Genomic DNA, 24,975 nt, shown 5'->3' with positions numbered 1-24,975 from the left:
GTATACTGCATCGAATTGTTTAAATCAGGTGCTCAGATGCGTCGTGTCATTTGCCTCATCAGTTTATTGAGCAGCAGTATTTTGCTAAGCGCTTGCGGTCAGTCAGGAGCATTACAGCTACCTTCTGATCCGAATTATGACAAACGCGCGAAATACTTGCTCTATCGTAATAAAGAACAGAAACAAGTTGTGCAACAGGATGAACAAGCTGATCAGCCAGTTGAATCATCAGCCCCAACCCAAACAACTTCACCTTAAGCTTTGAAATAAGGACACATTCATGAGTTTCACTCGCATTAATGGAGTATTGCACGCAGAGCAATGTTCTATGGAGCAGCTTGCGCAGCAATTTGGCACACCTTTGTATGTTTATTCAAAAGCAGCTTTTGAAAAACATTACTTAGATATGGATCGTGCTTTTGATTTTATTGATCATCAAATCTGTTTTGCGGTGAAATCTAACTCAAATTTAGCTGTTCTTAATGTATTGGCAAAACTTGGTGCTGGTTTTGATATCGTATCAGGTGGTGAGCTTGCACGTGTTTTAAAAGCGGGTGGAGATGCATCTAAAGTTGTTTTTTCTGGCTTAGGTAAAACTGAAGCCGATATTGAAACATCGTTAAATGTAGGCATTGCTTGCTTTAATGTAGAGTCGTATGCCGAACTAGATCGTCTTCAAAAAGTTGCAGCTCGTCTAGGCAAAAAAGCGCCGATTTCTTTACGTGTAAACCCAGACGTAGATGCAAAAACACATCCTTATATTTCAACAGGTCTTAAAGAAAATAAATTTGGTATTCCAAGTGATACCGTTTATGAAACTTATCAATATGCTGCATCTTTACCAAACCTTGAGATTATTGGTATTGACTGCCACATTGGTTCACAATTAACCGAGACTAAACCATTCGTTGATGCTTTAGATCGTGTCATGGTGATGATTGAGGAACTAAAAAAACTTGGTATCAATCTTAAACACATCGATATCGGTGGTGGTTTAGGGGTTTGCTATAAAGATGAAACACCACCAAGTGTTGAAGAATATGCTAACTCAATGAAACCTGCTTTAGAAAAGCTGGGTCTTAAGGTTTATATGGAGCCGGGCCGTAGCATTAGTGCAAATGCAGGTGTGCTTTTAACCAAAGTGGATTTGCTCAAACCAACGAGCCACCGTAACTTTGCCATTATTGATGCAGCAATGAATGATTTAATTCGTCCTGCATTATATGAAGCGTGGATGGATATCCAACCTGTAGTACCAAGTTCTGATACTGAAGAAAAAACTTGGGATCTTGTTGGTGCAATCTGTGAGACAGGTGACTTTATTGGTAAAGATCGCTCATTGGCTTTAAAAGAAAATGACTTGTTAGCTGTTCTTGGCGCTGGCGCTTATGGTTTTGTAATGAGTTCAAATTACAATACACGTGGACGTGCCGCAGAAGTGATGGTGTCTGGTGATAAAGCCTATTTGATTCGTGAACGTGAAACAGTTGAATCCCTTTGGGAAAAAGAAAGTTTATTGCCTGAGGAGTAAATGAAATGTTATTAGAATTTACTAAAATGCATGGCCTAGGCAATGACTTTATGGTGGTTGATCTGATCAGCCAACGTGCTTATTTAGATGCAGAAACAATCCAACGCTTAGCCGATCGCCATTTCGGTATTGGTTTTGATCAACTTTTAATTGTTGAACCACCTGATTTACCGGAAGCAGATTTTAAATATCGTATTTTTAATGCTGATGGTTCTGAGGTTGAACAATGTGGTAATGGTGTGCGCTGTTTTGCTCGCTTTGTACATGAGCGTCATTTAACAACGAAAACTAGTATTACTGTTCAAACCAAAGCAGGGATTGTTAAACCTGAATTGGGGCAAAATGGTTGGGTTCGCGTGAATATGGGCTACCCGAAATTCTTGCCGAATGAAATTCCATTCATTGCTGAACAACCAGAAGCTTTATATACACTTGAGTTAGCCAATGACCAAAACATTAGTATTGATGTGGTCAATATGGGCAATCCTCACGCTGTAACGATTGTTCCTGATGTACTCACTGCAGATGTTGCTGGCATAGGCCCACAAGTTGAATCACATAAACGTTTCCCTGAACGTGTAAATGCTGGCTTTATGCAAATCATTGATGAAAAGCATGTGCGTTTACGTGTATTTGAACGCGGTGTAGGTGAAACCCTTGCATGTGGTACAGGGGCTTGTGCTGCTGCGGTAAGTGGTATGCGCCGTGGCTTACTTGCTAATTCTGTAGAAGTTGAACTTGCTGGTGGTAAGCTACAAATCGAATGGCAAGAAGGTGATGTGGTCTGGATGACGGGTCCAACAACTCATGTATATGATGGGCGTTTGGATTTACGTTATTTCCAAGGCTAATAGCATTACCTAAATAGAGGCCTCTTTTATTAACTAAAATGATAAAAGAGGCTTTCTTTTATATACAATAATTTTTTAATTTTATTACTTTATAAAAATATGAATAATCTAATTTTCTTACCTGGCGCATCAGGTAGTACAGCATTTTGGCATCCATTAATTGAAAAATTACCTCAGCATTACCAGACAAAAATTATTGGTTACCCCGGTTTTGGAGATACACCAGAATCCTTTGAGGTCAAAAGTTTTGAAGACCTAACAAATCATGTGGTCGATCAAATTAATGAAGAATCTGTAATTGTCGCGCAATCTATGGGTGGCATTTTTGCTGTTGCGGCAGCGTTGCAAAAACCTCAACTGATAAAAGGGTTAGTCTTGATTGCAACTTCGGGTGGAATTAATCTTGAAAGATTTAATGTGCAAGACTGGCGAGAAGCATACCGTCAAGCATTTTTAAGATATCCAGATTGGTTTGTTACCACTAATGCCAACTATGAAGATTTTTTATCAGATATAAATATTGAAACTTTATTAATCTGGGGCGATAGCGATCCAGTGAGCCCCGTTCAAGTGGGTCAATATTTAAATCAAAAGTTTGAAAATTCGACGTTATATGTTGTGAAAGGTGGGGACCATCAATTAGCAGAAAAACATGCCGATGAAGTTTCAGTCCAAATAGAAAACTATTTAAAAAAATAATGTAAATCTTTAACTATTATTTAGCGTGCTATGCGTTAGCACGCTTTTTAAAATTTATCTTTTACTCAAAGCCAATTTTAAAGCAAACAACACAAAAATACTGCCCGTAATCCGGTCCATATATTTCACAAATTTGGGTTGCTTAAGATAACGTGATAGTGGTTGCATAGCCAAAATTAATAAAATTGACCATAAGGTTCCAATCACCACATGAATCATCACAAGCCCCATAATCCAAGTGACAGCCGATGCTTGTGGTGGAATAAATTGTGGAAGAAATGAAATATAAAAAATACCGACTTTTGGATTAAGTAAGTTACCCAAAAAACCTTTAATAAACCAATTCTGTGAAGAAGGGACATTGGAGCTGTTTTCTTGAATGTCTGCAAGTTGGCTACGCGGTTTTAAAATCATATTTAAACCCAGCCAAGCTAAATAAGCAGCCCCCATCCATTTCAAAATATTAAAGGCTAGATCAGAAGCCATGAGTAAAGCCCCTAGACCACAAGCAACCACAATTCCCCATGCAATACAGCCAAGGCTAATACCTACTGCTGCTTGAAATGCTTTCGACTTGCCTTCAAGAGTAGCGGTACGAATAATTAAAGTTGTATCCAGACCAGGTGTAAGCGTAAGTAAAGTAATGGCAATTAAGTAGGGAATGAGTATGGTAGTCATGACAGCAGGGTTCCGACGAATACTTAAAGTGAAGTGTAATATATAAGGTAATGAGTTGTTATGCTGTACGATCTTAAATTTCCTGAACAACTACTTTTTGATACACTGAAAAAAATAAAATGAGCAAATAAATGGAAAGTAATTTGAATTTTGCATTACAGCTGCTCTCAATGTGGTTAAAAGAAAGAAAAATTCAGAACCAGTCTGAGCACACGATTACAGCTTATGAAAGAGATGTTAAAAGTTTTCTTGAGTTCTGCGAGCTCAAAAAAATTGATTTAAGAAATATTGAAGCTTCAGATTTACGTGAATATTTGGCCCAGCGTGTTGAGCAGGACCAGTTAAGTTCAAGCAGTATGCAGCGTCATCTCACTTCAATTCGCCAGTTTATGAAATGGGCTGAACAAGGGAAATATCTAGAAATTAACCCTACTGATGACTTTAAGCTTAAACGTCAGCCTAGACCCTTGCCGGGTATGATCGACATAGAAACGGTTAATCAAATTTTAGATCAAGCTATGCCTGAAAAACCAATTGATCAGCAATTGTGGTTAAGAGATAAAGCCATGCTCGAGTTACTTTACTCAAGTGGTTTGCGTCTGGCTGAACTGCAAGGCTTAACAATTAAAGATATCGATTTTAACCGTCAACTGGTACGTATTACGGGTAAAGGAAATAAAACCCGTATTGTACCGTTTGGAAAAAAGGCTAAAGAAAGCCTATTGAATTGGCTGAAAATTTATAAAATCTGGAAAGGCCATTTTGATCAAAATGCTTCTGTTTTTATTTCTCAAAGAGGTGGGGTGTTAACCCCGCGACAAATTGAAAAGCGTGTAAAACTTCAAGCGCAAAGAGCAGGTGTGAATGTAGATTTGCATCCTCATTTATTACGGCATTGTTTTGCTAGCCATATGTTATCAAGTAGTGGTGATTTGCGATCAGTACAAGAAATGTTAGGCCACAGTAATTTGTCAACGACACAAATTTATACGCATATCGATTTTAATCATTTGGCGCAAGTCTATGATCGAGCTCATCCGAGAGCACAAAAGAATGAACACTAAAGAAGGTTTGATTTTATCACTTGATCAAGATGCATTTAGACAATGTAGTATCTTGATTGAGACAATTTTACAGGAATATCAAACTACGATTGATGCAGATTATCAAGGCTACCTAAATCACTGTAAACGTGTGGCAGCATGCTGTTTAATATTAAGCCAAGATAGTAATGAAGAGACTATACGTAAAATAGCTATTGCAGCTGCCTTTCATGATATTGGGATATGGACAAGTAAAACAATTGATTATTTAGAGCCATCCGTCAAAGTGATGTTAAGTTATTTGACTGCGCATCGGTTATTAGATTGGCAAATAGAAATAACATTAATGATTACAGAACATCATAAATTAACAATGACAAAGTGTTCAGAATATCCATTGGTTGAATATTTTAGACGAGCTGACTATGCAGATTTCTCTTTAGGCTTATTACGTTCAAATATTCCTAAAAGTGAGTTCAAAAAGTTAACACGCCAATATCCAAATGCTGGATTCCATAAAACGCTAGTTTATTTAGGATTAAAGTGTTTTTTACAAAAGCCTTGGAGTCCTTTGCCTATGTTTAAATGGTAACTTAATATTTTGTTTTTAATAGAAATATATGCTGAAAAATTAAGTAATTAGCAGTAAGTGGCTTTTTATTTTGTTCAACATTTATTTATGGATGTTCTTACCTAATTGCCAATTTTTCAGAGTACCGTGAGTGCTCTCATACGGGGGGGGAATTGTGCTTTTGTTGTTTTTTTCCCCTCTAAAATTAAAGGATTTTAAGCTACCATATTTTATAAAATATTAAGAAATTCAAGGTTTAAAATTTGTTTGGCTTATTTGCTAAATTCATTGAGCGAATAAGCAATTTGAATTAGTGAACTGGGCATTTCATCTTTTTTATAGCAGTAGCGAAAATTGTGACTTGACCGAAATGCCAAACACATTGCAAGATAGGGTACCTAAAAAATTTTAATTGAAGAGTTAATATACTTTTCTCAACATTTACTTTTGCTAGAACAGCCGAGGATTACATGAAGGCTCTTGTTGCTGTAAAACGCGTGGTTGATGCCAACGTCAAAGTTCGTGTTAAGCCGGACAATAGTGGGGTTGACCTAACTAACGTTAAAATGTCAATTAACCCATTTTGTGAAATCGCAGTGGAAGAAGCGGTTCGCTTAAAAGAAAAAGGAACAGTAACAGAAATCGTTGTTGTTTCTGTGGGTCCTAAAGAAGCTCAAGAACAAATTCGTTCTGCAATGGCTTTGGGTGCAGACCGCGGTATTTTAGTTGAAACCACTGATGAAATTGGCGCTTTAGAAGTTGCTAAAATTTTAAAAGGTGTTGTTGAAGCTGAAAAACCAGAACTTATCCTTCTTGGTAAACAAGCAATTGATGATGACTCTAACCAAGTTGGTCAAATGCTTGGCGCATTATTAGGTGCGGGCCAAGGTACATTCGCTTCTGAAGTGAAAGTTGATGGCGGCAAAGTACAAGTAACTCGTGAAGTTGACGGTGGTTTACAAACTGTTGAACTGGCACTTCCAGCAATCATTACAACTGACTTGCGTTTGAATGAGCCACGTTATGCAGCATTGCCTAACATCATGAAAGCTCGTAAGAAGCCACTTGATACTAAATCTCCTGCTGATTATGGCGTTACAGCTGGTACTAAGCTTAAAACTGTTAAAGTTGAAGCTCCAGCAGAACGTAAAGCTGGCGTACAAGTGAAATCTGTAGATGAGCTTGTTGAAAAATTGAAAAATGAAGCGAAAGTGATCTAATACGGAAGGATAAAATCATGAGTATTTTAGTTATCGCTGATCACAACAACCAAGTACTTAACGGTGCTACTTTAAACGTTGTTGCTGCAGCACAAAAAATCGGTGGTGATATTACTGTATTAGTTGCTGGTTCTGGTGCTCAGGCAGTTGCTGATGCTGCTGCTAAAGTTGCTGGTGTAAGCAAGGTTTTACTTGCTGACAATGCTGCTTATGCAAACCAGTTAGCTGAAAACGTAGCTGCTTTAGTTGCTGATTTAGCTAAAGGTTACAAATACGTATTAGCTGCTTCTACAACGACTGGTAAGAACATTCTTCCACGTGTTGCTGCTCTTCTTGATGTAAGCATGATCACAGACATTATTTCTGTTGAGTCTGCGAACACATTCAAGCGTCCGATTTATGCAGGTAACGCGATTGCGACTGTTCAATCTGACGAAGCAATCATTGTGGGTACAGTTCGTGGTACAGCATTTGATCCAGTAGCTGCTGAAGGTGGTTCTGCTGCGGTTGAAGCGGTAAGTGAAGCGAAAGATGCAGGTATTTCTCATTTTGTATCTGAAGAAATCGTTAAGCTTGATCGTCCAGAATTAACTGCGGCTCGTATCGTAGTTTCTGGTGGTCGTGGTGTAGGTTCTGGTGAAAACTACCATAAAGTACTTGATCCATTAGCTGACAAGCTTGGTGCAGCACAAGGTGCTTCACGTGCGGCAGTTGATGCGGGCTTCGTACCTAACGACTTCCAAGTGGGTCAAACTGGTAAAATCGTTGCGCCTGACCTTTACGTTGCTGTAGGTATTTCTGGTGCGATCCAGCATTTAGCTGGTATGAAAGATTCTAAAGTTATTGTTGCAATCAACAAAGACGAAGAAGCGCCAATCAACAGTGTTGCTGACTACTGGTTAGTTGGTGATTTGAACACTGTAGTACCAGAGTTAGTAAGCAAGTTGTAATTTACAGCTTGTCACTTATTCGAAAAACGCCCTTGTGCTATAAATAGCCAAGGGCGTTTTTTATTTAGATCATCATTATGAATATTAATTATTCCGCTTCCATAGAGGCCCACCAATTGCATCAATCACTTGTGAGATTGGCACGGGCAGATATGGCACGAGATTATTTATGTATTCGTTCGAAAAATCAGCATGGACTGTCCAATATTAAAGTTAGTCAGTTGCACATGGGATTTATTTTATATGGGCAACAACAATTAAATCTTCAAACAAAACAAATCAATTTTAGTGCCGGTGATCTATACATTATAAAACCCGATACGGTTATCGATGCAATTAATCTGCCTGACCCTATAACGGGTGAATATCTCACTATTCTTGTGCCTATGTGTGAAGAAGTCATTCAAGCTGCACAAATGATTTGGGCTAAGCCAGTTGTAGACAGAACTGAAGCAATATTAAAGTTTTCAATTGATGATTTCGCTACATCTTTAGCTGAGTGGCAAGCGGCTTTATTTAATCATGATGTGGTGAAAGCACGTTTATGTATTACTGCTATACTTGTACAGTTATGCCAACAGCATTGTTCTGATGTGCTAATTGTACCACCACCTAAATTGACGAAAATCATTCATGATTGGGTCATAGAGAATCCACAGCACCATTGGCAGTCTAGTGAGTTTGAAATGCGACTAGGTTTGAGCAGTGCCACACTTCGCCGCAAGCTTAGCCATGAAGACACAACCTTAAGAGAAACGATTACGCATGCACGGCTTACTTTTGCACTTGAGCTGTTGTATTCGAAAAAGTTACCTATGAAAACTATTACAGCAAAATCTGGGTACCAGTCTGTTGCTATTTTTCGTGATCGCTTTGTAGAGCGTTATGGTATAGATCCTGCTGTGCTAGCTGCCGAATAAGTCAATTTGAGCGTTTCTTATCGCTTATTGAGCGATTTAAATAGATAAAAACCAATAGAGTTAAAGTATGAAAATACGAAGGACTCTATGATGAAATCATTAAAATCACTTACGATATTATTGCTACTGAGTGCCAGTACAGTTATATATGCAGAACAAAAGCCAAGTGTACATCAAGTTGATGGTTACTTTTTACAACCAGTAGGAAACCTTAAGGTAACAGCATTGTTTGATGGCGAGTTGGGATTACCTCGAAGTGATTTATTGGGTATTTCTGCTGAAAAAGCCAATCGATTGTTTGCAGAAAACTTTGTCCCTGTAGATGAGCATAATCAGATTGTCACAGATTTCTCTGCCTATCTTGTTCAAACACCCACACAAAATATTTTAATTGATGCTGGCACTGCAAAATGTTTTGGTCCAACCTTGGGTCATGTACGTGAAAATTTAAAGAACGCAGGCGTACAGCCTGAACAAATAGATACCATCTTGATTACACATGCCCATCCTGATCATTTATGCGGTATTACACTCGATGGCAAAATGGCTTATCCGAATGCGAAAGTTTATCTGGCTAAAGAGGATGTAGATTTTTGGACATCACCAGCGAATGAAGCAAAAGCTACCGATTTTTTTAAGCCAATATTTAAAATGACGAGAGATGCATTGCAGCCATATCAAAAGGCAGGGCAACTCGTCGCTTTTACCAAAACCTCTTTTAACGTACCGAATGTTCAACTCATCGTTACTCATGGTCATACTGAAGGTCATTCTTCATATTTAATAGATGGACAAAACGGTCAAAAGTTTTTAGGTCTTGGTGATGTTGTGCATTACGGTGCAGTCCAATTTCCTTATCCTGAAGCAAGCTACAAACCCGATACTCACTCGAATCAGGCTATAGCTGTTCGTAAGAATATCTTTGAACAAGCTTATAAAAACCAATGGTGGGTGGGAGCTGCGCATGTTGCTTTTCCTGGCATTGGACACATTGGTAAAGGCTCAAAAGGATATCAGTGGATTCCTGCTCAATATCGGCCTACAAAATGATATTTCAAACCTATTATTAAAAGAATAATAGGTTTACAACAAGGCAAGTATGTTCAAGCTAAATATTATTTATTTTGGCTAATAAACTAGGTTTTGTTTTTAAGATTAGATGAAAAGTGCTCTAAAGAGAGCACTTTTGTGTTGTCTATATTTTGGTCGAACTGTTGAGTTTTAAGAAATACATTTAAAACTAGAATTCTCTAATTTTAACTTATTAATTCTAATGAAATTTTTATTGTAAAAAAATGCTATTTTCAGATTGCTAAACTCCCAGTTAACGAGCAGTTTGTGCTATACTATACAGCTATATTTTTTTCGATTTTAGTTCAGTTTTCAGAACTAAATTTTTTGCAAGATCAAGACATATTAGCAGATGGAAATTTCTATCTGTAAGAAGGAGTATGCATGAGCGTATCGGAAATCCGACCGATTGCCATTGAGGATGAACTCAAGCATTCATATTTAGATTACGCAATGAGTGTAATCGTATCTCGTGCATTGCCGGATGTGAGAGACGGTCTGAAACCTGTTCACCGTCGTGTGCTATTTGCCATGCACGAATTGGGCAATGACTATAACAAAGCCTACAAGAAATCTGCACGTGTTGTTGGGGACGTAATCGGTAAATATCACCCTCATGGTGACTCAGCTGTTTATGAAACTATTGTACGTATGGCTCAGGATTTTAGCTTACGTTATTTATTGGTAGATGGTCAGGGTAACTTCGGTTCAATCGATGGTGATAGTGCGGCTGCAATGCGTTATACCGAAGTCCGTATGACTAAGTTAGCGCACGAGCTTCTTGCAGATCTAGAAAAAGACACAGTTGACTGGGAAGATAACTACGACGGATCTGAGCGTATTCCTCAGGTGCTTCCAACACGTGTTCCTAACTTGTTAATTAATGGCGCTGCTGGTATTGCCGTAGGTATGGCAACCAACATGGCACCGCATAACATGACAGAAGTTGTGAATGCATGCTTAGCCTATGCTGACAATCCGAATATCTCGATTGAAGGATTGATGGAATATATTACTGGTCCTGATTTTCCTACTGGCGGTATTATTTACGGTAAATCAGGCATTGTTGATGCTTACCGTACAGGTAAAGGCCGACTACATATTCGTGGTAAGTACCATTTCGAAGAAGATGAAAAGACAGGCCGTACAACTATCGTCTTTACTGAAATTCCATATCAAGTCAACAAGGCAAGAGTTATTGAGCGTATTGCTGAGTTAGTTAAAGAGAAAAAACTTGAAGGTATTTCAGAGCTTCGTGATGAGTCTGACAAAGACGGTATGCGTATTGCGATTGACTTGAAACGTGGTGAAAACGCAGAAGTCGTTGTAAATAACTTATTCTTAAATACGCAGCTTGAAAACTCATTCAGCATCAACATGGTTTGTCTTGATAACGGACAACCAAAATTGATGAATCTGAAAGATATTATTGCGGCATTTATTCGTCACCGCCAAGAAGTAGTGACACGCCGTACCATGTTCGAATTGCGTAAAGCACGTGAACGTGGCCATATCTTAGAAGGTTTAACTGTTGCTTTAGCCAATATTGATGAAATTATTGAAACCATCAAAACTTCTGCTAACCCAGCTGAAGCGCGCGAGCGTTTACTAGCAGGTGAGTGGGCTGGTGGTGGCGTTATTTCTTTACTTGAAAAAGCTGGCGCTATTTCTGTTCGCCCAGATGAAATCGAAGGTGAAAACCCAGATCGTCCATTTGGTCTAACTGAATCAATTTACCGTTTATCACCAACGCAAGTGGGTGCAATTTTAGAATTGCGTTTACATCGTTTAACGGGTCTTGAGCAAGACAAATTACATGCAGAATATACTGAAATTTTAGGTCAAATTGCTGAACTTACGGCAATTCTTAATGATTTCAATTTATTGATGGCTGTAATTCGTGAAGAATTAGCGCAAGTACTACAACAGTATGGTGATGGTCGTCGTACAGAAATTATTGAATCACGTATTGATTTTAGCCGTGAAGATTTAATTCCTGAAGAACAAGTTGTATTAACGGTTTCACAAACAGGTTATGCAAAAACTCAACCACTTTCAGACTATCAGGCTCAGCGCCGTGGTGGACGTGGTAAGTCTGCAACCTCAATGAAAGATGATGACTTTATTCAACATCTCATTGTGGCTTCAAACCATGCGACTGTACTCTGCTTTACTAACGTAGGTAAAGTGTATCGTCTTCGCGTATTTGAAGTACCTCAAGCATCACGTGGTGCTAAAGGCCGTCCGATTGTAAACTTGTTACCTTTAGATGCGAATGAAACAGTTACAGCTATCTTGCCGTTAACTGAATTCCCAGAGAACCATTATGTATTTATGGCGACAGCTTCAGGTACGGTTAAACGTGTTGATTTGGAGCAGTTTGCTAACATTCGTTCAAATGGCTTACGTGCAATTGAACTGAATGAAGAAGATACCTTGATTGGTGTTGCGATTACTGATGGTAATCAGCAAATCATGTTGTTCTCGAATGAAGGTAAGGCAATTCGTTTTGCAGAAACCGACGTGCGTTCAATGGGCCGTACTGCTAAAGGCGTCCGTGGTATGCGTGTTAGCTTTGCAAGCAGCACTTTAAGTGAAGAAGATGCTGAAGTTGAAAATGATGAATCTGATGACAATGAAGATTCAGCAGATTTAAATGTAGTAAGTCGCATCGTATCGCTTGTTGTTGTTCCTGAAACGGGCGAAGTACTGTGTGCGAGTGCCAATGGTTATGGTAAACGTACTCCTGTAAATGACTTCCCAACCAAAAAACGTGGTGGTAAGGGTGTTATTGCGATTAAGACAAGTGAACGTAATGGTGAGCTTGTAGGTGCAGTATCTATTGATGAAAGCAAAGAACTATTGCTTATTTCTGATGGCGGTACATTAGTTCGTACTCGTGCTGCTGAAGTTGCAATGACTGGTCGTAATGCACAAGGTGTTCGTCTGATTCGTCTAAGCGAAGAAGAAACTTTAGTGGGTGTTGTGTCTATTGAAGCTGTCGAAGATGAAGAAGAGTTTCTCGAAGGAGAAGTTGATACTTCAGATGTAGATGGTGAAGATGCAGTTTCTACGAATGACGATATGTCAGAAGAGTAAGTCTTAATTAAATAAAAAAGGAAGCGTAAGCTTCCTTTTTTATGGTTTATTTGGAGTTATTAAAAATAAACACATCATAATTTCGATAATGGAGTGTTTTAACAGATGGAGCTTTAGTTGCAAAATTATGAGGTTGACTTACGACAATCAAATCTTGCTTTTGCGTTAAAGCATCTTGAAGCTGTTGCTCACTCCATAAGTATTTTTTGCGTTGTGGTTCAAACAATAAACCATCTTTAATTTCTAAAGAAGCACTATCTGAATGTACTGTATCCCATTGATTTACAATATATACAGGCTGTTTTAGCTGTAAAAGGAAAGGCACATCATAGAAATAGTAATTGTAGAAAACTATTTTTGTTGATGGTGTCATATATTCAGAAAAACTCGTTTGTCCCACATTATTTTTGGTATCTAAAATACGAACGGCGAAGGGGACTGAACTACATAGAACAATTAAACTGATAAAAATATAGTTTAAATAGTTTAATTTCTGCGTTTTATATAACCAGACTAGAGCCAGGGGAAGCACAACTAATAGTAAGCCAATGATATAAATAAATACCGCTTGGTTTTGGAAAAAGGGTTGATGTGCACGCATGAAATGCGGTGTAGCAGCAATACCTATTCCGACAAGCATAATAAATATAGGTAAACCCCAAACCTGTAATTTGGTTTTATATTCACTTTCAAGTACTTGGTTGATAACAAGAGCCAAGAAAACAGCGAGTGGAGGCACAGCTGGTAAAATATAGCCAGCTAGCTTAGAAGGCGGAATAGAGAAGAAAACCGTAACAGAAATAAACCACCATATAAGCAGGGCCAGTAAAGCGGACTTCTTGTAATTTTGAAATACGGCTTTAATAGATCCAAATCTACTCGACAGAATCCATGGTAAAAAGCTGAACATCAAAATAACAAGATAGAAACACCATGGTTGCTTATTATTAAACTCTTTTGAGCTAAATCGACTAAATTGTTGGTCGATAAAGAAATAATGCAAAAATTGAGGATATTTAAGTTGGACTGCATAGAGCCATGGACTAACCAATAATATAAATAACAGAATCCCCAAAGGGTTAAGCAATGAAGGGATTTTTTTCCATTGTTTACTGTAAAGCAACCATGGTAAGAGAATCATGCCGGGAATTAATACACCAATCAGGCCTTTACTTAAGAACGCAGCCGCACCTGCAAAATATCCTAAAAATAAAATAGATTTACGCGCTGAAATTGTGAAATCAACAAAACATAAAACACTGACTGTAATCCATGAAGCAAGCAGTAGATCATGGTTAATATATTCACTACTACCAAAAAACAGTAAATTGGTGCCTAAAATAATGGCAGTAAGTTGGGCTACACGTTCTGAAATATGCTTTCTAACGAATAAAAATAGGCTGACTAGCATGAGTGTAGCTGCTAACACTGGAACTAATCTCAAGACCCAAATATGCATACCGAAAAGTTCCATAAATATAGAACTTAACCAGTGTAATAGAGGGGGCTTATGCATAAATGGCAAGCTATTGATACGGGGAATCAACCAATCTCCCGACTCAAACATAGATCGACTAATATCTCCGTAGCGTCCTTCATCTGGCACAGAGAGGGGTCTTATCCAAGACAAAACAAACAACCAAATCGGTAAAAATATTAATAAGAATTTGGAACTACGAAGCCATTGCTGCATACATAATCCTTAATGTTGAAATGCAAAAAAACGGTTAAGCAAGAAAGTCACAATTGAAGTCAGGACAATAGCTACACAAACCAATGTTGAAACAGAGGCGCTGAAATACAGATTAGAAAGCAAGAGAAAACTCTCATTAAATAAAAAACCTAATCCAGCGACTAACGTAAATTTGGGTAGTGTGTGTCGATGAGAAATATGCTGGGCTTTAAAAGTAAAAATACGATGCCCAAAATAGCTCACCCAATAGGCAAGTAGAAAGGCCACTAAATTGGCATACTGCAATGCAATGTTTCGTTTAAACAAGAGCATGACAATACTGTAGTGTGTAAGTGCCGCCGCGGCCCCAGTCGTGGTAAACCGCGCGAGCTGAAAAATATGTGCAAACATTAGAAACTAGAGAACGTATTTTCGGAGTGAGTAATTGGGTGTTCTTGCTTAATACGAGAATGTTCGGTTGAAACAATATATTTTGGTCGATTTTTAACTTCTGCATAAATTCGGCCAATGTATTCACCTAAAATTCCAATGAATAACAATTGTATGCCACCTAATAGCGTCATGCCTGCCGCAAGAGTTGCCCAACCAGGTACAGAAATTCCTTCAATTAAGGTTTTGATAATGATCCAGACACCGTAACTCATAGCTCCTAAAGCCAATAGGGCGCCTAGATAAATACAAATTCGTAAAGGTAAATCTGAAAACCCAGTTAAACCAGACATTGCCAGATTGAATAATGACTTTACGTTAAAACTAGAACGACCATGTTGACGATCTTGCTCGGAGAAATTGATTCCGATACTTTTAAAACCGACCCATGCATAAAGGCCTTTCATGTAGCGATTTTTTTCTGGTAGTTGTTTAATCGCTTCAACAACTTTTGCGTCAAGAAGTCTGAAATCACCAGCATTTTCAGGAATATCAATAGGAGAGCTTAAGTTTAAAATACGATAGTAACCTTGGGTTAAAGTCCGTTTTAGCCATGATTCAGTGGTACGATTACGAATGCCATAAACCATGTCATAACCATTTTTCCAAAGGTTAATCATGGTCGGAATTGCTTCAAAAGGATGTTGAAAGTCAGCATCAATCAATAACGCAACTTCACCATTTACATGGTCTAAACCTGCGCTCAAAGCAGCTTCCTTACCAAAATTTCGTGATAATTCCAGCACCACTAAAGGATAATCTTCGATCATCGTTTGCAAGATCGGAATAGTATCGTCCTTACTGCCATCATCGACCACAATAATTTCATAGCTAAGATTTTGTTGCTTTAAGCTGTTTGCTAAAGCTGGAATAAATGTCTTTAAATTCTCTGCTTCGTTATAAGCGGGAACAACGCAGGATAAAAAAGGTTTTGTGCTCATTGCATTGCCCCTAGTCTGGTAAGTTGGATGCCATTTTTCTGGCAATCAAGAGGGAACTGATCAGAAGAAAAATATTGGTATTCTTGGATACGTGCATGCTGGATTGGGTCTTGCTCACTTGGTGTAGAAAGTGAGGGATGGCACATAATCAGTAAGTGATCTTTTGCTTGAGCAAGCCAATATTGATTCAGTTCGGCATAATCAGTTTGTTTAAAGTCATAGATACCAGCGAAATATTCATTTTGGCTAAACTGGTAGGTTTGGCATGCCTTTGCTAAGGCATTTGAGCCAAGTGCAGAAAGCATATGAGTTTTAAAACGATAATGGGGTAGATAAATTGGATGTTGTAAATTACGTATCCAACCAGTGAAATTTTTCTCTTTTAAAAGCTGTAGCAAAATATCCCGTATGAACGGAAATTGATGAACATGTTGGTGTCCATCAATAAAATCGGGCTGCTTTCCCATGACTGAAACAAATGCATCCCATTGTTCTTCAATACACTGGGTAATTAATTCACGGTTAAGATTTGATGACCATGCACGAAACATAAGTGCAGGTAATGAGAAGACTGTATTACCTGAAGTAAATGCATGAGTGAAATTTAAGTGTAGACCAATATCAATTTGATTCGAGAAAGGTTTGAGTTTGGCAGCAGCTGTTTCCCAGAGTTCAGATTGGGTCATACATGAGGTCGCTTGAAGTGCTCCTCTTTCAATTAACTGAATAATTGCATGAGATATCTCTGCATTCATTGCAAAGTCATCTGCGCAATAACATACCTTTGCCATATCAAATTCCGTCATAGAGCAGGGTAGCAGAGTTACCCTTTTAGGCTGCTGAAAAACTAAACAGTTTTACTATGGAGAAATTTTCTTAATTTCAACTTAAAGTTTTTTTAAGGTTTTATGACAATTGTTACCAATTAATAATTTGAATTTATTGGTTTTTTTATATTTTTATGGTCAATAGTTTTTAAGGAATGACTTTTAACTATCAGATTTTATAGTAAATAAAAATATAATTTATGCTCCAAGTTCAGAAAACTCTTCACTTGGATGCTTTTAAACGTGAATATGCCCAGATTAAAAAAATAAGACCGATTGTCGCAAGAAATATCAGTTTTGGTACAACTGTGGCTAAAGGAACACCCATCTGGTTAAGTTGCACAAACATTTGTACCCCATGTGTTGATGGTAAACACCACGCAAACCATTGTAACCATTCAGGCATTGCTTGATGTGGCCATGCAGCACCAGTTAATAAGAATAAGGGTACAGAGCTAAACACAATAATATGTCCAGCACGTTCTGGCATATCTAAAAGTGAGCCAATCAACATGCCTAATCCAATCACACAACTAATAAAAATAGGAACAGCAACGAGTAAACCTGTGAAGTTTCCACCGTGTGGATAGTCGTTGAACCATAAGGTAAAACCAAAAAGATAAAAACTACTTAAACAACCAATGGTAAATATACTTGCGAAAATTCCAGCGAAGCGAACAGCTGTAATTTTTTGGTGTTGTTCACGGTAGCTTGCAATCAGCATCGCTAAACCTAACACAATGGTTTGATGGATAATTAAAGATGCAACAGCCGGAAAAATATAACTTCCATAGCCTGAAAGGGGGTTAAATAAAGGAACCTGATGAATAGAAAGCGCGGGTTGGAAATGAGTGCGCTCTCCAAATTTTTCGACATATTCTTTTAAGGTCGCTTCGATGGATGTAGCTAAGCCTAAACCAATTTCTTTAGTTTTTAAAAAGTTGGTTGTACTTAAATATAAGCCAATTCCGCCTGTTTCTCCGCGGCGTAGGCTCTGTGTTAAGTTACTTGGCAAAAGCAAAATACCATCTGCTTTTTGCTCGCGAACCATTTGTTCTGCTTGTAAGAAATTGCTTGTAACAGTAACAATATGAACATGTGGGCTAATTGCACTTTGACCGATTAATTGAGAAGTTAAGAGACTTTGTTCTTCATCAACAATGACAATAGGAATTGATTCTGCCCGCTCAGCTTTATAGGCGGTCGGGTAAAAAAAACTATAAAGAATGACTGATAAAATCAGAGTCGTGAAAACTGAACTATTCCCTACAATATCTTTAAAAGTTTGCAAATATGCATTTAAAAACTCTTTCATTGTGCTGCTCCCTGAATTAGTTTTTTAAGAAGCAGACAACTTAAGAAGAAATAAATAAGGCAATAACCCATAAGTATTAAAAAAGGAATCATTGAAATGAAAACTGGACTTCCAATTACCCATTGTTCAGTTTGCAGCTTGGCATAAGGGGTATAGGGAATAATGAGTGACCAAAACTTAGTGAAAATCGGTGCATTATTTAAAGGCAGAGTAACGCCTGCAAAACTTAAAGATGACCCACCATAAACAGCGATAAAGCCAAAAGTTTTGCTTAAATTTTTGGTTGCTAAAATAACTGTGCTGCTAATCAAAGCATAGGCAAAATAAAGTAGGAATTGTGCGCATAGCAATAAACTAAGAGAACCCGCTACAAACCAGCCACGGATTTCAACCAGCCAAAACATCCATAACCATGTCCAGAAACAAAAAATAAGGCTATAGAGCAAATTTTTAGCCAATAAGCCTTGAATAAAACTTTCTCGGTTTACCCATGTGGTTAATGTGCCACGTTTCAGTTCTTGTCCAATGGCAAAGGCAACACAGCAGCATAGCAATAGATGCAATACAGCAGGAACCATGAAGGGTTCTAAATAAAACTCATAGCTCATGCTTGGGTTATAAAGCGTTGATATTTTGACATGAGCAGTAGGAACATCTAAATAGGGGATATTATTTGCTAAATAACTCTGGCCTGCATAGTCTGCTAAAGCATTGAGGGTACTGATCAACATTGCTGAAGAAATTGTATTCCCGACACTAAAAAAAGACTGGTTAAATGCAATGCTGATTTGAGCATCTTGCGCTTTCACAAAGCGTTTTTCAGCGCCGTCTGGAATGAAAACATAGCCCCATATTTTGGTTTCATTGAGTAGTTGTTCCGCTTCTGTGGAGCTTGCCGTAACTGTTTTAATCTCTACTGTATGATTTAAAGAAAGATACTTTTCAATATTACGGCTGAGTTCACTTTGGTCCTGATCAATAATTGCAATTGGTAAGTATTCAGCTTTACCTGCGTAAAACATGCTGCTAAACATAAAAATGATAAAAGCGGGGATGAGTGTCACCATACACAAATCCCATTTGTTGCTTTTTAGATAGTTTAGTTCACGTAATATACTTGCAAACATGCTTTATTTTTCTTCTTTAATTTTAAATAGAACACTCATCCCAACTTTTAAATCTTGCACTGGACGCTCAGGCACAAGATGCAGTTTAAAGCTGCGAATATCATAGCCTCCAGTTTGGCGAGTCGTTTTTATGGTGGCAAATTCACCTTCAGCATCTATATTTTTAATTTTAAAATTCACATTCTGATTAAGTGCTGGAATGAATCCTTCAAGGGTTTTATTTTTATAAACAGAGGCATATTGATTTTCACCCACGTTTAAGCTTACCCATAAATCATCATCTTCTAAAATGCTGACAACAGGTACACCCATAGCGACTAACTCAGAAGGTTTGCCATAAGTTTTTGAAACTGTACCTGAAATAGGAGAGAGTAAACGTGTTTCTTCCTCTAGTGCTTTTGCTTCACCTACAGCTGCTTTTGCAATTTCAACCTGTGCATCTGCTGTAGATTTTTGTTGGCTCGTACTGCCACGTTTTGCACGAGCATATTGTTGATAAGAAGCTTCACTTAATTCTTGAGCAGAAGTTTGTGCTGCAAGCATTTCATCTCGTCTTTGACGCGAAATGACACCTTGTCTATATAAATTTTCACCACGTTGGTAAGTGGTTTTTGCAAGGTTTGCTTGTGCTTTTGTGCTTTGCCAGTTGGCATAAAGAGTATCGATATTCTCTTGTTGAGAACCACGATCTACCGTAGATTGAAATGCTAAAGCAGATTGTAAGGTAGCCAAAGCTTGTTGCTTTTTAGCTTCTATTTCCGGGCTAACCAAACGAACAAGTGGCTGGCCTTTAGAAATTTTCTGGCCTTCTTGTATATAAATTTCTTCAATACGACTCGGAACTTTTGTGCTTACATGAATTGTTTCGGCTTCAACACGGCCTTGTAGTTCAATAGGCTTTGGCTGATAACTTTTCCACAAACCAAAAATAATTAAACCCAATAGGGCAATAATAATTACACCAATAATCAGTTTAATTTTTGAATTTTTAGGTGGTTTGGAGTCACTTTTATTTGTGCTTGATTCTTGATGATCACTTGCTTGATCATCTTTTTGAACTGGGTTGTTTTCTGCCGTATCCGCAACAGGAGCATCTTGTTCTGAATGAGCTGAGTCTTGATTCATTTTATACTCCCCTTAACGAATATAGTCGGTATGTGGTTGATTAACGTATGCTTTAAACTCATCAATTGAACCGTGACTTTGTAGTAAAGTCGCGAGTGACATGACATATTTATAAGCATTTAAAGCCATTTCAGTTTTTAACGCGCTTAATGCATTTTGTGCATCAATTACTTGGGTTGCTGTACCCATTCCTTCACGGAAAGAAAGCTCTTGGATACGTAGGTTTTCTTGAGCGGCATTTACGTTTCTTTGTAAGAGCTGATGACTTTGTTGAGCAGAATTAAGTTCGTTATATGATTTATTCAAAAGAGCTTCAATCTCTTGTTTAGTTCGTTCAGTCATGAGTTCAGAGGCATAGCGCTTCAATTCGGCAGCGTGAATATTCTTATTTTTATCTACACCTGAAAATAGGTTGTATTTTGCCATTACACCGACAATCCAGTTTTCATTTTTATCGAGAGCATATTCACCAAAAGCAAAAAGACTTGGTTTTTTTGCAGCTTCCTGAGCTTGAATATTTACATTAGCCAGTTGAGTATCCATCTGCATTTTTTGTACAAGGCTAGATTTTTGTGAATAACTGCTTAAAAGTGATTCTAGAGACTGGCTTGGGGTGTTATTTACAAATAGTGGCGTACTTAAATCTATATTGTTTTGTTGATGTAAAAGATTATTAAGACTAAAGCGACTGGCATTTAAGTTGGCTTGAGTATTTTGTAAAGTACGTTCTGCATTATTACGCGCGACTTCAAATTGCATGCGTTGCCCTTTACTAATAAATCCCTGTTGTTCGAGTTTTAGGGCATTGCTGTAATGTTTCTGCATCGCATTAAAGTTAAATAAACTACTTGCTACCAGTTGCTGCTGTAATTGAACATTAAAGTAACTTTGTACCACTTCAAACCGCTGTATATCTTGTTGTTGCTGGCTTGAAAGCTCCGAACGCTGTGCTTGAATATTTGCTAGTTTTTTTGCACTGCTAGTTAAGCCGCCTGTATAGAGTGGCATAACGACCGAAATAGAAGGGCGTACTACCTGATCTTCAATGGTCAGATTCGCATAATCTGGAAATCGGTTTATACCGTCATGTATGGTTTGATTGGCGCCTTCTTGAACTTGTCCCAGCACATCCGATGGAATGACATTGTTCCACTGTGAAAGTTTGTCATTCAGCCCTTGGCTTAAATCATTCTCAAGTTTTTGTTTAAAAGAGCCAAGAGGTACATCTGTTTCACTATGAAAAGCATAGGCTCTCACATTTAAATCAACTCGAGGCAATCCGAGGCCCTTTACTGCTTCAGCTTCTAATTGAGATGCTTGCTGTAATGCTTGGTTGGCTTGAGTACTATATGAACTTTTCAAAGCTTGTTGTTCTGCTTCTGCATAACTTAAGCTTTGGGCATATAAATGATTAGTGAAAAAAAAGCCTAAAGCCAAAGCAATATGTTTAGGTTTAAATGAAAAGGGAAAAATAGACTGTCTATATCGATGTGCTGGCATTTTAAATAACAATTTCTGGCATCCCTTATAGTTTAAATTTCTTGTTATTAAATTCAATTATCATATTGTTTATTATACATTTGTATAAAAACATTTTGATTTTAGCTCCTTTAATTATTGAATTTACTAAGCCAATATTTTTTCTAATATCTATCAAGGTATGTGAAATTGTAATCACAAGTCAAGTTGATCTTTTTGCTTAAAAATCTTTTTAAACTTGGAAGGCAGTAATTAAAAGTAAGTAAATAACGGCACTAGTAATTGAAAAAATAAACTTAAATACAGTCCAGCATTGAAATATTTACTTGAGAAGCTGCTGCAAGCTTAAGCAATCTGTGGTTAAATGCCATTTTTATTGTGTTTGACTTTATACAAGGGAAAAATCATGCGCGCGTACAATTTCTGTGCTGGTCCTGCTGCATTACCTACTGCCGTTTTAGAAAAAGCTCAACAAGAATTGTTGGATTGGCAAGGTAAAGGTCTATCCATCATGGAAATGAGTCACCGTAGTGCTGACTATGTTGCTGTGGCTGAAAAAGCTGAAGCAGATTTACGCAAGTTAATGAATATTCCAGAAAACTATAAAGTACTGTTTTTACAAGGCGGTGCGTCATTACAATTTTCTGCGATTCCTTTAAACCTTTTAGGTAAGAACAGTAAAGCTGATTATATTGACACAGGCATCTGGTCTGAAAAAGCGTTAAAAGAAGCAAAACGTTATGGCGACATTAATGTTGTAAATGCTGGTATTAAAGTAGATGGCAAGTTCGCAATTTCTGAACAAAGCGAATGGAATTTATCTGACGATGCAGCCTATGTACATTATGCGGATAATGAAACGATTGGTGGCTTACAGTTCGCAGGAATTCCTGACGTAAAAGCTCCACTCGTTTGTGACTATTCATCAAGTATTTTATCTGCTCCATTAGATGTGACCAAGTTTGGTTTAATCTATGCTGGCGCACAAAAAAATATTGGTCCTGCTGGTTTAACAATTGTCATTATTCGTGATGACTTACTTGATCAAGCTAAACCAGAAATTCCAAGCATTTTAAAATATGGTGATCAAGCGAAAAATGGTTCTATGGTAAATACACCATCGACTTACGCTTGGTACTTGTCTGGTTTGGTATTTGAATGGTTGCTAGAGCAGGGTGGGGTAGATGCTATCCATAAAGTTAACCTGGAAAAAGCTCAGTTGTTATATGGTTATATCGACTCAAGTGATTTCTACAATAACCCGATTGCAATTCCGAACCGTTCAATTATGAATGTACCGTTTACCTTGGCAGATGAAGCTTTAGACAAGCAATTCTTAAAAGAAGCAGAAGCAAATCATTTGTTAAATTTAGCTGGACACCGTTCTGTAGGTGGTATGCGTGCAAGTATTTATAATGCTGTACCATTAGAAGGTGTACAGGCTTTAATTAGCTTTATGGATGATTTTGCAAAACGTAATGGTTAAGCAAATCAAATAAATAAAGCCCTCAAATGAGGGCTTTATTTTTGAATAAATTTTATAAACTAAAAAGGCACTAAACCAAGTTGGTGCATGAATATGGCAGCTAAAAACATACCCAATACAAAAAAGCAAAACGCACCAGTATCGACCTTTACGCGCAGGCTACTAGATTGAATGAGGCTGGTGGTTTGTTCGGGTATAATCTTCATTCAATAACCTAATTATTAAAATATTAGTGAAATTCAATTAGTTTCACCCTTTTTAGCACAAATAGTCGCCTGAATCCAGATATTACCGCGAATATATTCGCCAATATTAAAGTTTTTATACAAATCGTTTTTGGTCGCAATGCGCACTAATATGGCAGGAAGATCATCTTCTAAAACCAAAGTGACATCATAAAGGGTATATTCTGCCCCCATAAATGTCATAGAAGTTTTGCCAACAATATTACCTTGGAACCATGCTTCATCTTCTTGACCAAGATTTTCGCCATATAAATATGCAACCATTTTAGAAAAATCAACAGTTACAGGTTCTTGATCTTCTGGGGTTTTTGGCTGCCATTCATTAATGAGTTCCTGTAAGTTTTCAGGAGCAACACCATTATGTTCAGTCAAAATTGCATTTAATGCACGGTGATGTTTAATTGAAGCTGGGTCATCAACAACAATTTTCTCGCCTGCTGGTACCGGTTCTAATTCATAAGCCCATGCATTAAATTGAACTTGATAGTTTTGATTTTTGTCATATTGACAAGCGTTAACGCTAAATAAATTATCAAATGCATAAACAGTTGTATTTTTATTTAGTCTTAAACTTAACACGGCTTGCGTCGCAGAGTCACAAGTAATGATACGTTCAATTTTTGCATTATATTGATATGGACTTTCAAAACTTGGAAAGGCTGTTTTGAGTGCTCGAGGCTTTTGGTTTTCAACAGCAATAATCTGGTTGATTGTAACTTTTTGGTTTTGTGGGCCTTGAATCAACCAAAAAGATTGATCCATATCTTCTTCATGTTCGCATAAGCCCATCGGCATTACAGGTGCATCAAGTGCTAGTCCTAACCATTTTGGTACATCTGTTTCAGGATGGGACGTCAATAGATTCCAATGTTCGCCATGACTACCAAAATTTTGGTCATTTACTTTAATTACTTCTGGACTGTTTTGATTTTTCATAAGCACGATGCTGTTGGGTTCACATTACTTGTTATATTAAATCGAGGGTGTTTACTATTTTTCAAGTCATCATGTGTAAATTCTCTTGTAAAAGCACATATTTAGTCATTTAAAAAGAAATGCGGCTTCTATTTATAAATTAAAAGTAAGCTTCATCTATAAAAACTTTAATGTTGAAATTAAAAATAAGTTTAATGTTTATTTCTACTCACCTTCGAAAAGCATCTGTTAGACTTAGATTTTTAGTGGAAATAGAGAATAACGTGCTGCCATTTAAGCTATGGGTAGACGCAGACGCCTTACCAAAAATTTTACGTGAAGTAATTTTGCGTGCATCAGATCGTTATCAATTAGAAGTTATTTTTGTTGCCAATCAGAATGTTGGGATTACACCTTCTGTTCGTATTAAGTCAATACAGGTTTTAAGTGGTGCTGATCAGGCCGATAAAGAAATAGTTGATCGTATGATTGAAAATGACATTGTCATTACGCAGGATATTCCACTGGCAGCTCAAGTGATCGAGAAAGGAGGTGTTGCTATTCATCCACGTGGTGAAGTCTATACAACGGCGAATGTTAAAGCACGTTTACATCTACGTGATTTTATGGATACGCTTCGTGGTGCGGGTGTGCAAACTGGTGGACCACCGCCTATTTCCGAGCGAGATAAGCGTGAATTTTCAAGTTCATTAGATCAAACAATTTTAAAGCAAAAACGTAAAACAGCTAAGTGAGCATC

At 37.6% G+C, this 24,975-nt stretch carries 24 protein-coding genes; 13 read left to right on the top strand and 11 right to left on the bottom strand.

The window, feature by feature from the left end; translation table 11 throughout:
- Nucleotides 1-36 precede the first annotated feature (36 nt).
- From lptM to AC1PJP_RS06470, 4 genes are all read left to right on the top strand, one after another.
- Nucleotides 37-258 (top strand): LPS translocon maturation chaperone LptM, encoded by a 222-nt coding sequence (gene lptM / locus AC1PJP_RS06485; protein ID WP_004790575.1) that lies wholly within the window; start codon nucleotides 37-39, stop codon nucleotides 256-258.
- A 22-nt stretch (nucleotides 259-280) separates the two neighbouring features.
- On the top strand, nucleotides 281-1,531 hold the full coding sequence (gene lysA, locus AC1PJP_RS06480; protein WP_416684084.1) for a diaminopimelate decarboxylase: 1,251 nt from the start codon (nucleotides 281-283) through the stop codon (nucleotides 1,529-1,531).
- 5 nt (nucleotides 1,532-1,536) lie between these two features.
- Nucleotides 1,537-2,382 (top strand): diaminopimelate epimerase, encoded by an 846-nt coding sequence (dapF, locus tag AC1PJP_RS06475; RefSeq protein ID WP_479766695.1) that lies wholly within the window; start codon nucleotides 1,537-1,539, stop codon nucleotides 2,380-2,382.
- Between the two features lie 99 nt (nucleotides 2,383-2,481).
- The gene (locus tag AC1PJP_RS06470) at nucleotides 2,482-3,081 is read left to right on the top strand and encodes an alpha/beta fold hydrolase (RefSeq protein ID WP_479766694.1); all 600 of its coding nucleotides are present in this window, start codon (nucleotides 2,482-2,484) and stop codon (nucleotides 3,079-3,081) included.
- 54 nt (nucleotides 3,082-3,135) lie between these two features.
- Here the strand turns inward: AC1PJP_RS06470 and AC1PJP_RS06465 are convergent, their stop codons facing one another.
- The gene (locus AC1PJP_RS06465; RefSeq protein WP_479766693.1) at nucleotides 3,136-3,759 is read right to left on the bottom strand and encodes a LysE family translocator; all 624 of its coding nucleotides are present in this window, start codon (nucleotides 3,757-3,759) and stop codon (nucleotides 3,136-3,138) included.
- Between the two features lie 170 nt (nucleotides 3,760-3,929).
- Here AC1PJP_RS06465 and xerA point away from each other — a divergent pair, with 170 nt between their 5' ends.
- The 7 genes from xerA to gyrA all read left to right on the top strand — a co-directional run bounded on the left by xerA (nucleotide 3,930) and on the right by gyrA (nucleotide 12,633).
- Entirely contained in the window at nucleotides 3,930-4,823 is an 894-nt protein-coding gene (gene xerA, locus AC1PJP_RS06460) for a site-specific tyrosine recombinase/integron integrase (RefSeq protein WP_479766718.1), read from the top strand.
- Complete coding sequence (locus tag AC1PJP_RS06455; RefSeq protein ID WP_479766692.1) at nucleotides 4,813-5,394, top strand: HD domain-containing protein; 582 nt, start codon at nucleotides 4,813-4,815, stop codon at nucleotides 5,392-5,394. Before xerA ends, AC1PJP_RS06455 begins: the two co-directional genes overlap by 11 nt.
- 449 nt (nucleotides 5,395-5,843) lie before the next feature.
- On the top strand, nucleotides 5,844-6,593 hold the full coding sequence (locus AC1PJP_RS06450; protein WP_004790585.1) for an electron transfer flavoprotein subunit beta/FixA family protein: 750 nt from the start codon (nucleotides 5,844-5,846) through the stop codon (nucleotides 6,591-6,593).
- Nucleotides 6,594-6,610: 17 nt separating this feature from the next.
- Nucleotides 6,611-7,543 (top strand): electron transfer flavoprotein subunit alpha/FixB family protein, encoded by a 933-nt coding sequence (locus AC1PJP_RS06445; RefSeq protein ID WP_004790587.1) that lies wholly within the window; start codon nucleotides 6,611-6,613, stop codon nucleotides 7,541-7,543.
- 77 nt (nucleotides 7,544-7,620) lie between these two features.
- Complete coding sequence (locus AC1PJP_RS06440) at nucleotides 7,621-8,463, top strand: helix-turn-helix domain-containing protein (protein WP_479766691.1); 843 nt, start codon at nucleotides 7,621-7,623, stop codon at nucleotides 8,461-8,463.
- A gap of 90 nt (nucleotides 8,464-8,553) precedes the next feature.
- Nucleotides 8,554-9,513, top strand: a complete 960-nt coding sequence (locus tag AC1PJP_RS06435; protein WP_479766690.1) for an MBL fold metallo-hydrolase — start codon at nucleotides 8,554-8,556, stop codon at nucleotides 9,511-9,513.
- A gap of 405 nt (nucleotides 9,514-9,918) precedes the next feature.
- Nucleotides 9,919-12,633: a DNA gyrase subunit A gene (gyrA, locus tag AC1PJP_RS06430; RefSeq protein ID WP_479766689.1), complete on the top strand. Its 2,715-nt coding sequence runs from the start codon at nucleotides 9,919-9,921 to the stop codon at nucleotides 12,631-12,633.
- A 46-nt stretch (nucleotides 12,634-12,679) separates the two neighbouring features.
- Here gyrA and AC1PJP_RS06425 read toward each other — a convergent pair whose 3' ends face one another.
- From AC1PJP_RS06425 to AC1PJP_RS06390, 8 genes are all read right to left on the bottom strand, one after another.
- The gene (locus AC1PJP_RS06425) at nucleotides 12,680-14,326 is read right to left on the bottom strand and encodes an ArnT family glycosyltransferase (protein ID WP_479766688.1); all 1,647 of its coding nucleotides are present in this window, start codon (nucleotides 14,324-14,326) and stop codon (nucleotides 12,680-12,682) included.
- 9 nt (nucleotides 14,327-14,335) lie between these two features.
- Entirely contained in the window at nucleotides 14,336-14,716 is a 381-nt protein-coding gene (locus AC1PJP_RS06420) for a GtrA family protein (RefSeq protein ID WP_479766687.1), read from the bottom strand.
- Entirely contained in the window at nucleotides 14,716-15,696 is a 981-nt protein-coding gene (locus tag AC1PJP_RS06415; protein ID WP_005307620.1) for a glycosyltransferase family 2 protein, read from the bottom strand. Before AC1PJP_RS06415 ends, AC1PJP_RS06420 begins: the two co-directional genes overlap by 1 nt.
- Nucleotides 15,693-16,487, bottom strand: coding sequence for a ChbG/HpnK family deacetylase (locus AC1PJP_RS06410; protein ID WP_440202666.1), 795 nt, complete (start codon nucleotides 16,485-16,487; stop codon nucleotides 15,693-15,695). The genes AC1PJP_RS06415 and AC1PJP_RS06410 overlap by 4 nt, the downstream gene beginning before the upstream one ends.
- 259 nt (nucleotides 16,488-16,746) lie before the next feature.
- Entirely contained in the window at nucleotides 16,747-17,838 is a 1,092-nt protein-coding gene (locus AC1PJP_RS06405; RefSeq protein ID WP_479766686.1) for an A1S_2622 family ABC transporter permease subunit, read from the bottom strand.
- Nucleotides 17,835-18,965: an ABC transporter permease gene (locus AC1PJP_RS06400; protein WP_479766685.1), complete on the bottom strand. Its 1,131-nt coding sequence runs from the start codon at nucleotides 18,963-18,965 to the stop codon at nucleotides 17,835-17,837. The genes AC1PJP_RS06405 and AC1PJP_RS06400 overlap by 4 nt, the downstream gene beginning before the upstream one ends.
- Nucleotides 18,966-18,968: 3 nt before the next feature.
- Complete coding sequence (locus AC1PJP_RS06395) at nucleotides 18,969-20,090, bottom strand: HlyD family secretion protein (RefSeq protein WP_199942891.1); 1,122 nt, start codon at nucleotides 20,088-20,090, stop codon at nucleotides 18,969-18,971.
- 12 nt (nucleotides 20,091-20,102) lie between these two features.
- The gene (locus AC1PJP_RS06390) at nucleotides 20,103-21,590 is read right to left on the bottom strand and encodes a TolC family protein (RefSeq protein WP_199986598.1); all 1,488 of its coding nucleotides are present in this window, start codon (nucleotides 21,588-21,590) and stop codon (nucleotides 20,103-20,105) included.
- Nucleotides 21,591-21,975: 385 nt separating this feature from the next.
- Between AC1PJP_RS06390 and serC the strand changes: the two genes are divergently transcribed.
- Nucleotides 21,976-23,055 (top strand): 3-phosphoserine/phosphohydroxythreonine transaminase, encoded by a 1,080-nt coding sequence (serC, locus tag AC1PJP_RS06385; RefSeq protein ID WP_005307603.1) that lies wholly within the window; start codon nucleotides 21,976-21,978, stop codon nucleotides 23,053-23,055.
- Nucleotides 23,056-23,114: 59 nt separating this feature from the next.
- Here serC and AC1PJP_RS06380 read toward each other — a convergent pair whose 3' ends face one another.
- Nucleotides 23,115-23,261, bottom strand: coding sequence for a hypothetical protein (locus AC1PJP_RS06380; RefSeq protein ID WP_004790612.1), 147 nt, complete (start codon nucleotides 23,259-23,261; stop codon nucleotides 23,115-23,117).
- Between the two features lie 33 nt (nucleotides 23,262-23,294).
- Nucleotides 23,295-24,236, bottom strand: coding sequence for a hypothetical protein (locus AC1PJP_RS06375; RefSeq protein ID WP_111854492.1), 942 nt, complete (start codon nucleotides 24,234-24,236; stop codon nucleotides 23,295-23,297).
- Between the two features lie 245 nt (nucleotides 24,237-24,481).
- Here AC1PJP_RS06375 and AC1PJP_RS06370 point away from each other — a divergent pair, with 245 nt between their 5' ends.
- Nucleotides 24,482-24,970 (top strand): YaiI/YqxD family protein, encoded by a 489-nt coding sequence (locus AC1PJP_RS06370; protein WP_081310814.1) that lies wholly within the window; start codon nucleotides 24,482-24,484, stop codon nucleotides 24,968-24,970.
- Nucleotides 24,971-24,975 lie beyond the last annotated feature (5 nt).

This window comes from Acinetobacter sp. V116_7 (assembly GCF_056735735.1).
This window is presented reverse-complemented; position numbering and strand designations above follow the sequence as displayed.